Annotated in this window: 13 protein-coding genes and 1 pseudogene; 4 read left to right on the forward strand and 10 right to left on the reverse strand. The window is 69.8% G+C overall.

The annotated features are described in order from the left end of the window. The 5 genes from A5624_RS07010 to A5624_RS07030 form a co-directional block, all read right to left on the reverse strand. A partial coding sequence (locus A5624_RS07010; RefSeq protein ID WP_197518930.1) for an acyl-CoA dehydrogenase family protein occupies nucleotides 1-438 on the reverse strand: 438 nt, incomplete at its 3' end. Between the two features lie 7 nt (nucleotides 439-445). After that, on the reverse strand, nucleotides 446-1,636 hold the full coding sequence (locus A5624_RS07015; RefSeq protein ID WP_066863688.1) for a lipid-transfer protein: 1,191 nt from the start codon (nucleotides 1,634-1,636) through the stop codon (nucleotides 446-448). 95 nt (nucleotides 1,637-1,731) lie between these two features. Then, entirely contained in the window at nucleotides 1,732-2,628 is an 897-nt protein-coding gene (gene truB, locus A5624_RS07020) for a tRNA pseudouridine(55) synthase TruB (protein ID WP_066863690.1), read from the reverse strand. After that, entirely contained in the window at nucleotides 2,625-3,305 is a 681-nt protein-coding gene (locus A5624_RS07025) for a 4'-phosphopantetheinyl transferase (RefSeq protein ID WP_066863693.1), read from the reverse strand. The genes truB and A5624_RS07025 overlap by 4 nt, the downstream gene beginning before the upstream one ends. Then, the gene (locus tag A5624_RS07030) at nucleotides 3,302-4,279 is read right to left on the reverse strand and encodes a metallophosphoesterase (RefSeq protein ID WP_066863703.1); all 978 of its coding nucleotides are present in this window, start codon (nucleotides 4,277-4,279) and stop codon (nucleotides 3,302-3,304) included. The genes A5624_RS07025 and A5624_RS07030 overlap by 4 nt, the downstream gene beginning before the upstream one ends. Nucleotides 4,280-4,439: 160 nt before the next feature. On the opposite strand from A5624_RS07030, the gene A5624_RS07035 reads away from it, so the two are divergent. Together A5624_RS07035 and A5624_RS07040 are read left to right on the forward strand one after the other, a co-directional pair. Next, complete coding sequence (locus tag A5624_RS07035; RefSeq protein WP_066863704.1) at nucleotides 4,440-5,036, forward strand: DUF3558 domain-containing protein; 597 nt, start codon at nucleotides 4,440-4,442, stop codon at nucleotides 5,034-5,036. A gap of 51 nt (nucleotides 5,037-5,087) precedes the next feature. Next, nucleotides 5,088-6,812: a CocE/NonD family hydrolase gene (locus tag A5624_RS07040; protein WP_066863705.1), complete on the forward strand. Its 1,725-nt coding sequence runs from the start codon at nucleotides 5,088-5,090 to the stop codon at nucleotides 6,810-6,812. Here the strand turns inward: A5624_RS07040 and A5624_RS07045 are convergent. Further along, a complete protein-coding gene (locus tag A5624_RS07045) occupies nucleotides 6,771-7,334 on the reverse strand; it encodes a DUF1802 family protein (RefSeq protein ID WP_066863709.1) in 564 nt (187 codons plus the stop codon). The two genes, A5624_RS07040 and A5624_RS07045, sit on opposite strands and share 42 nt — an antisense overlap. After that, nucleotides 7,331-7,600 (reverse strand): DUF2277 domain-containing protein, encoded by a 270-nt coding sequence (locus tag A5624_RS07050; RefSeq protein ID WP_066863721.1) that lies wholly within the window; start codon nucleotides 7,598-7,600, stop codon nucleotides 7,331-7,333. Before A5624_RS07050 ends, A5624_RS07045 begins: the two co-directional genes overlap by 4 nt. A 101-nt stretch (nucleotides 7,601-7,701) precedes the next feature. On the opposite strand from A5624_RS07050, the gene A5624_RS07055 reads away from it, so the two are divergent. Together A5624_RS07055 and A5624_RS07060 are read left to right on the forward strand one after the other, a co-directional pair. Continuing rightward, nucleotides 7,702-8,451, forward strand: a complete 750-nt coding sequence (locus A5624_RS07055; protein ID WP_066863712.1) for an enoyl-CoA hydratase — start codon at nucleotides 7,702-7,704, stop codon at nucleotides 8,449-8,451. Between the two features lie 58 nt (nucleotides 8,452-8,509). Beyond that, nucleotides 8,510-9,091: a hypothetical protein gene (locus A5624_RS07060; RefSeq protein ID WP_066863715.1), complete on the forward strand. Its 582-nt coding sequence runs from the start codon at nucleotides 8,510-8,512 to the stop codon at nucleotides 9,089-9,091. Nucleotides 9,092-9,107: 16 nt separating this feature from the next. Here A5624_RS07060 and A5624_RS07065 read toward each other — a convergent pair whose 3' ends face one another. The 3 genes and pseudogenes from A5624_RS07065 to infB all read right to left on the reverse strand — a co-directional run. Further along, on the reverse strand, nucleotides 9,108-10,115 hold the full coding sequence (locus A5624_RS07065) for a bifunctional oligoribonuclease/PAP phosphatase NrnA (protein WP_156748805.1): 1,008 nt from the start codon (nucleotides 10,113-10,115) through the stop codon (nucleotides 9,108-9,110). Next, the gene (gene rbfA / locus A5624_RS07070) at nucleotides 10,090-10,578 is read right to left on the reverse strand and encodes a 30S ribosome-binding factor RbfA (RefSeq protein WP_066863718.1); all 489 of its coding nucleotides are present in this window, start codon (nucleotides 10,576-10,578) and stop codon (nucleotides 10,090-10,092) included. The genes A5624_RS07065 and rbfA overlap by 26 nt, the downstream gene beginning before the upstream one ends. A 90-nt stretch (nucleotides 10,579-10,668) precedes the next feature. Continuing rightward, nucleotides 10,669-12,893: pseudogene (gene infB / locus A5624_RS07075) on the reverse strand (translation initiation factor IF-2); the annotation flags it as partial.

Genomic DNA, 12,893 nt, shown 5'->3' on the forward strand with positions numbered 1-12,893 from the left:
TTCCAGCGTCATCAGCTCGGGCAGCCAGCGTTCCTTCTGCGCCAGCGTCCCGCGGCTGGCGATGGTCGCGGCGCCCAAGCCCAGGCTCACCGACGCGGTGCTGAGCAACCCGATGCTGACCCGGGCGATCTCGGACACCAGCACCGCGATCATCGAACCCTGGGCGCCGCCGCCGAAACCGCTTGACCCGTCGGGCTTTTCGCCGGATTCCTCAGCGGCGGCGGTGCCGTTCAGCTCGGCCCGCTCGCGGTCCAGCATCTTCTTGACCGACTCGGCGGCCATGGCGTCGAGGCCGAACTGGCTGAACAGCTTGCGCGCGATCGGATACGGCGACATTTCGCCGGTTTCCAATTCGTCCAAATGCGGACGGATCTCTTTGTCGACGAACTGCCGAACGGCATCCCGGACCATCAGGTCCGTCTCGGACCGCTCGATCATGGCGCCCTTAACGCTCGGCGCGCTGGTAGGCGGTGACGACGGCCGCGCCACCCAGCCCGATGTTGTGTTGCAGGGCGGCACTGACGTTGTCGACCTGACGTTTGTCGGCGGTGCCGCGCAGCTGCCAGGTCAGTTCGGCGCACTGCGCCAGCCCGGTCGCGCCCAGCGGGTGCCCCTTGGAGATCAGGCCGCCCGACGGGTTGACCACCCAGCGCCCGCCGTAGGTGGTGTCGTTGTTGTCGATCAGCTTGGGCGCCTCACCGGGGCCGCACAGGCCCAGGGCCTCGTAGAGCAACAGCTCGTTGGCCGAGAAGCAGTCGTGCAGTTCGATCACCTGGAAGTCTTGCGGCCCCAGCCCGGACTGGTCGTAAACCTGTTGCGCGGCCTGGACGTTCATGTCAAAGCCGATGAGGTTTTTGGCGCTTCCGTCGAACGTCGACGCGAAGTCGGTGGTCATCGCCTGCCCGACGATCTCCACGGCCTGGGCGGCCAGCCCGTGGCTGTCGACGAAGCTCTCCGAGGCCAGGATGGCCGCTCCCGAACCGTCGGAGGTCGGCGAGCACTGCAGCTTGGTCAGCGGGTCGGAGATCATCCGCGCGGCCAGGATGTCGTCGAGCGTGTAGGACTCCTGGAACTGGGCGAACGGGTTGTTCACCGAGTGCTTGTGGTTCTTGTAGCCGATCTTGGCGAAATGCTCTGCGGTGCTGCCGTATTGCTTCATGTGCTCGCGGCCGGCGGCGCCGAACATCCAGGGGGCGACGGGCATCGCGAACTCGTCGATGTCGGCCATCGCCTTGACGTGCTTGGCCATCGGCGATTCGCGGTCCTGGGCGCCGCCGCCCAGCGAACCGGGCTGCATCTTCTCGAAACCGAGCGCGATCGCGCAGTCGACGATGCCGCCGCGGATGGCCTGCGCCGCCAGGAAAAGCGCCGTCGAGCCGGTGGAGCAGTTGTTGTTGACGTTGACGACCGGAATGCCGGTCATGCCCAGCTCGTAGAGCGCCCGCTGACCCGACGTCGAATCGCCGGCGACGTAGCCGACGTAGCCTTGCTGGACCTCGCGGTAGTCGATGCCGGCGTCGGCCAGCGCGTTGGTCCCCGATTCCCGAGCCATGTCCGGGTAATCCCAGCCCTCCCGGCGACCCGGCTTCTCGAACTTCGTCATGCCGACGCCGATGACGTAGACCTTGTTGGACATCCTTGTCCCCTTCCGAACCGTGGTCGGTCTTGGCACTCAGTGTGCAACGTAGCCCAACCAACCGTTCGGCCGGGGCGGCCAAAGCATTGCAGCGGTTACAGCGTCGCCGGGCGGATCACCACCACCGACTTGGTGCGCGACCCCTCGTCGCGCAGCAGCGCCATCACGCGGCCGTCGGGGCCACACGCCGCGTAGACGCCGTCGATCCCGGCCGGCGCCAGCGCCCGGCCGTTGGCGGTCGCCTCGGCCTGCTCGGCGGACAGGTCGCGGCGCGGGAAGATCAGCAGGCAGGCCTCGTCCAGGCCGTAGCTGAGCCGGGGCCGCTCCGCCAGCTCGTCGAGCGGGTACGCCTGATCGAGCCCGAAGCGCCCGACGCGGGTGCGCCGCAATGCCGTCAGGTGCCCACCCACCCCGAGAGCCGCGCCGAGGTCACGGGCCAGGGCGCGGATGTAGGTTCCCGACGAACAGTCGACCTCGACGTCGAGGTCCACACAGTCCCCGGCGCCGACCCGGATGTCGCGCACCTCGAACCGGTCGATGCGCACCGGCCGGGCCGCGAGCTCGACGGCCTGGCCCTCGCGGGCAAGCCGGTAGGCGCGCTTGCCGTCCACCTTGATCGCGCTGACCGTCGACGGCACCTGTTGGATGTCGCCGCGCAGGCCACCGACCGCCGATTCGATCGCCGCGCCGGTGAGGTGCCGCGCCGCGACGCTGCGCACCAGCTCGCCCTCGGCGTCGTCGGTGGACGTGCTCTGGCCCAGGCGGATGGTGGCGGTGTAGGACTTGGCGGTGGCCGTCAGCAGGCCGAGGATCTTGGTGGCGCGTTCGATCCCGATCACCAGCACGCCGGTGGCCATCGGGTCCAGCGTCCCGGCATGCCCCACCCTGCGGGTGGCAAAGATCCGGCGGCAGCGCCCAACCACGTCATGACTGGTCATCCCGGCCGGCTTGTCGACGACGACTATTCCTGGCCCGCTGGGGCTTTCGGTCATAGCACGATCGCGGTGAGCACCAGCCCGCGCTCGACCGACCAGCGGCCGCGCAGCTCGGTCAGCGGCGGACCGGACACCGCTTCCGGGTCGATCAGGATCCGCGACACGAACCCGCCCGTCGTCGCGCCGGGGCCATCGGCCTCGAACGCGATGTGGGCGTCCTCGAAGCCCAGCCACCGTTTGGTCAGCGGAAACCACGCCTTGTACGTTGCCTCCTTGGCGCAGAACAAGATTCGATCCCAATGCAGGTCACCCGACAGGTTCGCCGTGATCTCGGTGCGTTCGGCCGGCAGGCTGATCGCGGTCAGCACTCCGTCGGGCAACACGTCGTGCGGTTCGGCGTCGATGCCCACCGAGCGGACCGCGTCGGTGCGGCCCACCACGGCACCCCGGTAACCCGTGCAGTGGGTCAGGCTGCCCACCACGCCGTCGGGCCAGCAGGGTTCTCCCTTCTCCCCCTTGAGGATCGGGACCGGCGGCAGGCCCAGCTCGCCCAGCGCGATGCGGGCGCAGTTGCGGACGGTGACGAACTCGTTGCGCCGCTTGGCCACCGACCTGGCGACCAGCGGCTCCTCCTCGGGCAGCGGCGTGAGATCGGGCGGGTCGGAGTATGCCTCCGCGTAGGCCAGGCCGTCCACGGCCGGGAGCACCGAGGACACCAGCATGTCCCCCGTCATCGTGATTGCCGCTGCCGCAACCGTTCCCGGAACTGTGCGGCCTGCTGCCGCATCTCGGGAGTGATCTGGAAGTGGCCGCCGAAGTCGTTGAGGTCGCCCGGCGCGTACTGGGGATCGGGCAGCACCTGGCGCAGCCAGCTGGGCGGCTTGCGGCGGCGCCACTCCCGCGGATAGCCCACCGAGACTTCCTCGAAGCGCACGTCGTCATACCAGGTGGTCCGGGGGATGTGCAGGTGACCGTAGACCGAACACACGGCGTTGTATCGGGTGTGCCAGTCGGCGGTCTTGGTGGTCCCGCACCACAGCGAGAACTCGGGGTAGAACAAGGCGTCGCAGGGGTCGCGGACCAACGGAAAGTGGTTCACCAGAACGGTCGGCGTCATCCAGTCCAACTCTTCGAGACGGGCGCGGGTGATCTCCAGGCGCTCGCGGCACCACGCCTCACGGGTGGGGTAGGGCTCCGAGGAGAGCAGGAATTCGTCGGTGGCGACCACGTTGCGCTCGCGGGCGATGGTCAGGCCTTCGGCTTTGCTCGTGGCTCCCTCGGGCAAGAAGCTGTAGTCATAGAGCAGGAACATCGGCACGATCGTGGCCGGGCCCCCGCGCTCGGCCCACACCGGGAAGGGATGCTCGGGCGTGACGATGCCCATCTCGTCGCACATGTTGACCAGGTACTCGTAGCGCGCCTTGCCGAAGATCTGCACGGGATCGCGGGTGGTGGTCCACAGCTCGTGATTACCCGGCACCCAAATCACCTTGGCGAAGCGCCGTCGCAGCAGGTCAAGGGCCCAGCGGATCTCGTCGGTGCGTTCGGCGACATCGCCGGCGACGATCAGCCAGTCGTCCGGCGACGACGGATGCAGCGATTCGGTGACCGGCTTGTTACCCAGGTGACCGGTGTGCAGGTCGGACACCGCCCACAGTGTCGGTTGCCCACCGTTGGTCGATTCCCGCCCAGATGTATGCCCAGCCACGAATAACCACCCTAACGACTTGACCCAAGCACGCCCCTTTCGCGGGCGCCCTTTCGGCCACCAGCGGGTGAGTTAGAACAAGTTCAGGTTTGCCTGTGACGTCGCGCGCGGTACTTGTACACTCCCCCGGAAAGGTCCGCTGCGGCGTCAGGGGGGTGTCGTGTTCGCCAATGTTCGTCTGATGGGGGCGCTGGGTGCGCTGCTCACAGCGGCCATCGGTGGCACCGTGGGCCTGTTGACCGCCCCGCAGGACCTTTCCAGGCCGGGTGGCGGCGACCGGTCCGTCGAGCTGCGGTCGACCGCCCAGCCGATGGAAACCACAATGAAAAGCCCGATCGTGGCGACCACCGATCCGCGCCCGTTCGACGCCTGCGAGGACATCCCGTTCGACGTCATCCAGCGCCTCGGCTTGGGCTTCACACCGCCCGAACACGAGGACGGGCTGCGCTGTCACTTCGACGCCGGCAACTATCAGGTGGCCGTCGAGCCGATCATCTGGCGCACCTATGAGGCCTCGCTGCCCGCCGATGCCGTCGAGACGACGATCGCGGGCCACCGGGCCGCGCAGTACTGGGTGCTCAAGCCGACCTACCACAACAGCTACTGGTTCTACTCCTGCATGGTCGCGTTCAAGACCAGCTACGGCGTGCTGCAGCAGGCGCTGTACTACTCGACCGTCTACTCCAACCCCGAGGTCGACTGCATGCAGACCAACGTGCAGCGCGCCAACGACCTCGCGCCGTATTACAAGTTCTGATTTGCGCCGCGTCGCGTCGCGGCCGGCTGACCGGGTCCTAATGTGAGGACCGTGAGTACGACGTTGATCCGGCCCGCACAGCCGGCGCTGCACACCCTGCGACACCTGGGCGGCACGGCCGCCGCCCGGCTGCTCGGCCTGCCGCCGGAGACCACCGACTACACCGTGCAGCGCGTCCGCGTGCCGATGCGCGACGGGGTGCAGCTGGTGGCCGACCACTATGCGCCGGCGACCGCGTCACCCGCGGGCACCCTGCTGGTCCGCGGCCCGTACGGGCGCGGGTTCCCGTTCACGCTGATATTCGGCGCGCTGTACGCGGCGCGCGGCTACCACGTCGTGTTGCAAAGCGTGCGCGGGACGTTCGGCTCGGGCGGGGTCTTCGAGCCGATGGCACACGAGGCCGCCGACGGTGCCGACACCGTCTCCTGGCTGCGTGAGCAGCCTTGGTTCACCGGCCGCTTCGCCTCCATCGGAATGTCGTATCTGGGCTTCACCCAGTGGGCCCTGCTGCAGGATCCCCCGCCGGAACTGGCCACCGCCGTCATCATGGTCGGTCCGCACGACTTCAACGAATCAACCTGGGGCACCGGCACATTCGCGATCAACGACTTTTTGGGCTGGAGCGACATGGTGGCGCACCAGGAGGACCCCGTCCGGGTGCGCGCCGCCCTGCGCCAGCTGCAGACCCGCCGCCGGGTGGCCCAGGCCGCGGCCGCGGTGCCGCTGGGCGACGCCGCGCGGCAGGTGCTCGGCACCGGCGCACCCTGGTTCGAATCCTGGGTCGAACACAGCGAACCGGATGACCCGTTCTGGGATGCCTTGCGCTGCACCGAGGCGCTGGACCGGGTGCAGGTGCCGCTGCTGTTGGTGGGCGGCTGGCAGGACATCTTCATCAGGCAGACGCTGCAGCAGTACGCGCATCTGCGCCGGCGCGGTGTCGACGTCGCGCTCACCGTCGGGCCCTGGACCCACACCCAGTTGCTCACCACCGGGTTCCCCACCTGCGCCCGGGAGGCACTGGATTGGCTGGACACGCACCTGGGCGGTGCGGCCACGTCGCACCGGCCCAGCCGGGTGCGCGTCTACGTCACCGGCGGGGGCGGTGGCTGGCGCAGCCTGCCCGACTGGCCACCCGCCACCACCGAACGCCCGCTGTACCTGCGGCCCGGTGGCTACCTGGGCGAGACCGCGCCAAGCCTGAAGGGGTTGGCGCCGGCCACATTTCGCTACGACCCGGCCAATCCGACACCGACCACCGGCGGCCCGCAGCTGTCCGGCAACGGCGGATACCGCGACGACAGCCGGTTGGCATCGCGCGACGACGTGCTGGCCTTTACCAGCGCGACGCTCACCGAGGACGTGTATGTCTACGGCTGCCCGGTCATCGAGCTCGCCCATGGCGCGGACAGCCCGCACGCCGACCTGTTCGTGCGGGTGAGCGAGGTCGACGCCAAGGGACGGTCGCGCAACGTCAGCGAGGCGTACCGCCGGCTGCGTCCCGCGGCAAAACCCAAGTCGGAGAAAATAGTTCGCCTCGACCTCGACGGCATGGCGCACCGCTTCCGGGCCGGCTCACGCATCCGCGTGCTGATCGCCGGGAGCTGGTCGCCGCGCTACGCGCACAACCTCGGCTCCGGCGAGCCGGTGTTGACCGGCCGGCAGCCCACGCCGGTCACCCACACCGTGCGCTACGGACGCTCCCGGCTGCTGTTGCCGGTCGGCCCGGCCGAGTTGTCAGCCAACGGCGTCGCGGACCCGGGCGGCGACCGCGGCTAGCGCCGCTTCGTCATGAACGGGGCCGCGCCCCGGCGGGGCCGGCACCGGCAGCTCCACCCAGCTTTTGCAGCCGCCGTACTCCGCGGTCCGCTCCAGGCGCACCGGCTCGGCCAGCGGGAGTACCGACACGACCAGCACCGCGAGTTTGTGCTTAGGACGAAAGTCCAGGCGGTCGGCGCGCACCGACTCGGCAGTCCAGATGTGCAGGTCCTCGATGGCGGGCAGGGCGTCCGGGCGCTCGACGGGCACGGCCGCAACGACTTTCGCGGCGGCCCGGATCACCAGCTCGTCGTCGGTGCTGTCGGCGGCCGCGGGCGCCAGCAGGTCTTGATGCTCGGGGCGCACCCGCTCGGCGTGGCTGTGCGCGACCGTCGGGAACAGCAGGAACTCGCGGGCGGCCAGTTCGAACCGCTTCTCCCCGATGCCGCCCTTGCGCAGCAGCACCCGCTGGCGACCGTCCAGCAGCGCGTGCACCGCGGCGCTCCACTCCTTGAGCGCGGGAGTCGTTGTGGTGACGGTCATTTCGCGCCCGCCATCCGCGCCATCACCTCGGGGCGGCGCAAGGGCGGGACCGTCTTGGGCGGCTGGCGCCGCGGCGGCAGCTGCCCCAGCAACCGCGTCGTCGTCTCGGTGACTTCGGCGACCGCCGCCTCGAATGCGTCGACATTCGCGGCCGAGGGGTGGGTGATGCCGCTGACCTTGCGGACATACTGGCGGGCGGCCGCCGCGATTTCCTCGGCGGTGGCGGCGGGTTGCAGTCCGCGCAGTTCGGTGATGTTCCGGCACATCTTTCCCACGATAAGCGCTGCTCGGCGGCGCCGCTCCCCGACGAACCGGCGGGCGTTAAGGCGCGCATCGCCGGTGCGGGCCGACTGGCTACGGTGAAGTCATGACCGACGAGATCCTGCTGATCGACACCGACGAGCGAGTGCGCACCCTGACCCTCAACCGACCGCAGTCGCGCAACGCGCTGTCCTCGGCGTTGCGGGACCGCTTCTTCGGGGCGCTGGCCGACGCCGAAACCGACGACGCCGTCGACGTCGTCATCGTCACCGGCACCGACCCGGTGTTCTGCGCGGGGCTGGATCTCAAGGAGCTGGGCGGTTCCTCGGCGCTGCCGGACATCTCGCCGCGCTGGCCGGCGCTGACCAAGCCGGTGATCGGCGCGATCAACGGCGCCGCGGTGACCGGCGGCCTGGAGCTGGCGCTGTACTGCGACATCCTGATCGCCTCGGAGAACGCCCGGTTCGCCGACACGCACGCCCGGGTGGGGCTGCTGCCCACCTGGGGCCTGAGCGTGCGGTTGCCGCAGAAGGTGGGAATCGGGCTGGCCAGGCGGATGAGCATGACCGGGGACTATCTGTCCGCCGCCGACGCGCTGCGTGCCGGGCTGGTGACCGAGGTGGTGCCGCACGACCAGCTGTTGGGTGCCGCCCGGGCGGTGGCGGCGTCGATCGTCGGGAACAACCAGGACGCGGTGCGGGCGCTGCTGGCGTCGTATCACCGCATCGACGACGCGCAGACCAGCGCCGGGCTCTGGCAGGAGGCGACGGCCGCCCGGCAGTTCCGGACCAGCGGCGACGACATCGCCGCCAACCGGGAGGCCGTGCTGGCGCGCGGCCGCTCGCAGGTGCGCTGACGCCGCGATCTGGGCCGGTCCGTTCCCACCGGTCCCGCCCACGCCATACGATCAACTGATGTATCACGTCGTCGCTGTCACCGTGCGGGTGCTCGGTGGCCTGACGCTGGCGGCCGCGTCGGCGATCGCGGTGGCCGCGCCGCCCGCGGGCGCGCTGCCGCCGCCGGGATTCCCGAATCTCGACGCCTTCACCCCGGTGCCCGCCGACGGCTACATCGGCGCCGGCGCGCCGGGAAGCTCGCCGCGGGTCAGTTTCTCCGCCGGCTCCGCCCTGGTGTGTGACTTCTACGGCGGCCCGCCGCCCGTGCCGCAACCGTCGCAGGACATCAAGTGCAAGGGCGACATGTCGGGGCTGGACGACGTTCCCTTCCCCGGCGGCCGCCCGCGACCCGGCGACTGCGTCGTCGGTTCGGTGGACTTCAAGGGACCCGGCTACCAGTTGAGCCGCATGTCCTACGCCGGATGCGACGGCAACCCTGCCCCGCTACCGGCCGGCGGCAAATCGCTGGGGGCGGGCCAGAAGTTGACCTATCTCAACGTCACCTGCGCGGTGGGGGCCGACGACCTGGTCGCCTGCCTGGACACCACCAGCGGCGACCACGGATTCGTCGTGCAGCGCTCGGGAAGCTGGGCGTTCTAGTCCGGGCGAGTCCGGGTTAATCCAGGGCCGTGCGCAGCGACGCCACCGCGTCGTCGATCGAGCCGGTGGTCGAATAGCCGGCCGCCAGCCGGTGCCCACCGCCGCCGAAGCCGGACGCCACCGCCGCCAGGTCGACGGCGGACTTGGCCCGCATGGACACCGACCACTGCTGCGGCGCGATCTCCTTGAACACCGCGGCCACCTCGGCCTGCTGCGTGGTCCGCACGATGTCGACGATGCTTTCGACTTCCTCCGGGCGTGAGGTCACCCAATCCTGGTTGCCGACAACGGCATACACCAGGCCCCGGCCGCCCGCGGCGTCCGGCAGCAGTTGGGCCGAGGCCAGCACCCGCGACAGCAGCGGCAGCCATCCGAACGGATGGCTGTCCAACAGGGTTCGGCTGATCGCGGCGTTGTCCACGCCACCGTCGACCAGCCGGGCCGCCAGCCGCAGGGCGCGCGCACTGGCCCAGCGGAACGATCCGGTGTCGGTCGTCAGGCCGGCGTAGATGCAGTGCGCGACGTCGGAATCGATGGGCTTGTCCCACGCGTCGAGGATGTCGGCGATCATCATCGTGGTCGAATCGGCTTGGACGTCAACGAAATTGGCGGTACCGAACACATCGTTGGAAGCGTGATGGTCGATGACCAGCACCTCGTCGCCCTCGAGGGCCAAGTCGCTCAAGGCGCCCAGCCGCTTGACGCTCGGAACGTCAACGGTGACAACCAGATCGACGTCGCGGCGCATCGCATCGGGATCGACCAGCAGTCGGCAGCCGGGCAGCGACGCCAGCGACTCGGGCAGCCCGGCCGGCTCGGCGAAACTGACCTCGACCCGCTTGCCGCACTTGTCCAGCACCAGCCCCAGCGCCAGGCCGGCGCCGATGGTGTCGGCGTCGGGATGCACGTGTGCGATCACCGCGACGGTGTCGGCGTCCGACAGCAACTCGACCGCACCCGCGGCGTCGACGCGCACCCCCACCCGGGCGTCGCCCAGCTCAGTATTGGTGTTGGTCGTCGTCACCGATGCTCCCGTCGAGGCCGGGCTCCCCACCCGATCCGCTATCCCGGTATGGATCGGCCTCCCCAGCCGGCTTGGCGCCCGAACGAACCCGCGCCAGATCAGCGTCCGCGGCCCGGGCGCGCGCCAGCAATTCCTCCATCCGCGCCACGTTGTCCGACGTGGTGTCGCGGGTGAAGGTGAGGGTGGGCGTGAACCGCACGCCGGTGCCGGCCCCGACCTTGGTGCGCAGCGCACCCTTGGCACGTTCCAGGGCCGCCGCGGCGGCCGCGTAGTCCGGCTCGTCGTCCAGCGTGCGTCCCATCACCGTGTAGAAGACCGTCGCGTCGTGCAGGTCGGCGGTCACCTTCGCGTCGACGATGGTGACCCCCTCGAGCCCGGGATCCTTGATCTCGAACTCGATCGCCGAGGCGACGATGGTGTTGATTCGCTTGGCCAACCGGCGCGCCCTGGCTGGATCAGGCATTCGGGTTCACCACCTTCTCGTCGTCACTTCGTTCTGCATCGTCGTTCTGCGTCGTCGTTCTGCGTCGTCGTTGCGTCGTCGGCGGTGGGGTCAGGTGCGTTCCTTCTGGACCAACTCGTAGGACTCGATGATGTCGCCTTCTTTGAGGTCGTTGTACCCCAGCGTCATACCGCACTCGAAGCCCTCGCGGACCTCGGTGACGTCGTCCTTCTCCCGCCGCAGCGAGGTGATCGAAAGGTTGTCGGTGACCACGATGTTGTCCCGCAGCAACCGCGCCTTGGCGTTGCGGCGCACGATGCCGCTGCTGATCATGCAGCCGGCGATGATGCCGACCTTGGACGACCGGAAGATCGCCCGGATCTCGGCGCGGCCCAGCGTGTTCTCCTCGTAGATCGGCTTGAGCATGCCGCGCAGGGCCTTCTCGATCTCGTCGATCGCCTGGTAGATCACCGAGTAGTAGCGGATCTCCACACCCTCGCGGTTGGCCAGCTCGGTGGCCTTGCCCTCGGCGCGCACGTTGAAGCCGATGATCACCGCATCCGAGGCCGACGCCAGGTTGACGTTGGTTTCGGTGATGCCACCGACACCACGGTCGATGACGCGCAGCGCCACCTCGTCGTCGATCTCGATGCCCATCAGGGCCTCTTCCAGCGCCTCGACGGTACCGGCGTTGTCGCCCTTGAGGATCAGGTTCAGCTGGCTGGTTTCCTTCAGCGCCGAGTCCAGGTCCTCCAGGCTGATCCGCTTGCGGGAACGCGCCGCCAGCGCGTTGCGCTTGCGGGCGCTGCGCTTGTCGGCGATCTGGCGAGCGATGCGGTCCTCGTCGACGACCAGCAGGTTGTCCCCCGCGCCGGGCACCGAGGTGAACCCGATGACCTGCACCGGCCGCGACGGCAGCGCCTCTTCGACGTCGTCACCGTGCTCGTCGACCATGCGGCGGACGCGGCCGTAGGCGTCGCCGGCGACCACCGAGTCGCCGACCCGCAGCGTGCCGCGCTGCACCAGCACCGTGGCGACCGGCCCGCGACCGCGGTCCAGGTGCGCCTCGATCGCCACACCCTGGGCCTCCATGTCGGGGTTGGCCCGCAGGTCCAGGGCGGCGTCGGCGGTCAGCAGCACCGCCTCGAGCAGCGCCTCGATGTTGGTGCCCTGCTTGGCGGAGATGTCGACGAACATGGTGTCGCCACCGAAATCCTCTGCCACCAAACCATATTCGGTGAGCTGGCCGCGGATCTTGGCCGGGTCGGCGCCCTCGACGTCAATCTTGTTGACCGCCACCACGATCGGCACGTCGGCCGCCTGGGCGTGGTTGATGGCCTCCACCGTCTGCGGCATGACGCCGTCGTCGGCCGCCACCACCAGGATCGCGATGTCGGTGGCCTTGGCGCCGCGGGCACGCATGGCGGTGAACGCCTCGTGACCCGGGGTGTCGATGAAGGTGATCGGCCGCTCGACACCGTCGTGCTCCACGGTCACCTGGTAGGCACCGATGTGCTGGGTGATACCGCCGGCCTCGGCCTCGCGGACGCTGGCGTTGCGGATGGTGTCCAGCAGGCGGGTCTTACCGTGGTCGACGTGACCCATGACGGTCACCACCGGCGGCCGGGTCTGCAGGTCTTCCTCGCCGCCCTCGTCCTCGCCATAACTCAGGTCGAACGACTCCAGCAGTTCGCGGTCCTCGTCCTCGGGGCTGACGACCTGCACGACATAGTTCATCTCGCTGCCCAGCAGCTCGAGCGTCTCGTCGCCGACCGACTGGGTGGCCGTGACCATCTCGCCGAGGTTGAACAGCGCCTGCACCAGCGAGGCCGGGTTGGCGTTGATCTTGTCGGCGAAGTCGGAGAGCGACGCGCCGCGCGCCAGCCGGATCGTCTCGCCGTTGCCGTGCGGCAACCGCACGCCACCGACGACGGGCGCCTGCATGTTCTCGTATTCGGCGCGTTTCGCCCGCTTCGACTTGCGGCCGCGTCGCGGCGCACCGCCGGGGCGACCGAACGCACCCGCGGCACCGCCGCGCTGGCCCGGACGGCCACCGCCGCCACCGCCTCCGGGACAGCCCAAACCACCCGCGCCCGGGCAGGCCGCCGGCCAGGCGCCGCGCCCCGGCGCGACGCCGGGCCCGCGTCCGGGCCCGATGCCCAAGCCCCGCGCCCCGCGCGTCGGCAACAACCCCTTCTCGTCGGCGCAACCCGTCGACCGGCCCATCCCGCGCCCGCAGGCGCCGCGTCCCGGGGCGCCCCGCCCCGGCGCGCCCCGGCCCGGCGGCGCATCGCCGGGCAACATGCCGTCACGACCGCCGGGGCCACCGGGCGGGA

Source organism: Mycobacterium sp. 1482292.6, from assembly GCF_001672995.1.
Taxonomy (GTDB): Bacteria; Actinomycetota; Actinomycetes; order Mycobacteriales; family Mycobacteriaceae; genus Mycobacterium; species Mycobacterium europaeum_A.

Coding starts and splice junctions, on each gene's coding strand:
- A5624_RS07045 (WP_066863709.1), bottom strand. CDS start 7,334: ATGACCGTCACCACAACGACTCCCGCGCTCAAGGAGTGGAGCGCCGCG.
- A5624_RS07055 (WP_066863712.1), top strand. CDS start 7,702: ATGACCGACGAGATCCTGCTGATCGACACCGACGAGCGAGTGCGCACC.
- A5624_RS07015 (WP_066863688.1), bottom strand. CDS start 1,636: ATGTCCAACAAGGTCTACGTCATCGGCGTCGGCATGACGAAGTTCGAG.
- rbfA (WP_066863718.1), bottom strand. CDS start 10,578: ATGCCTGATCCAGCCAGGGCGCGCCGGTTGGCCAAGCGAATCAACACC.
- truB (WP_066863690.1), bottom strand. CDS start 2,628: ATGACCGAAAGCCCCAGCGGGCCAGGAATAGTCGTCGTCGACAAGCCG.
- A5624_RS07060 (WP_066863715.1), top strand. CDS start 8,510: ATGTATCACGTCGTCGCTGTCACCGTGCGGGTGCTCGGTGGCCTGACG.
- A5624_RS07025 (WP_066863693.1), bottom strand. CDS start 3,305: ATGACGGGGGACATGCTGGTGTCCTCGGTGCTCCCGGCCGTGGACGGC.
- A5624_RS07050 (WP_066863721.1), bottom strand. CDS start 7,600: ATGTGCCGGAACATCACCGAACTGCGCGGACTGCAACCCGCCGCCACC.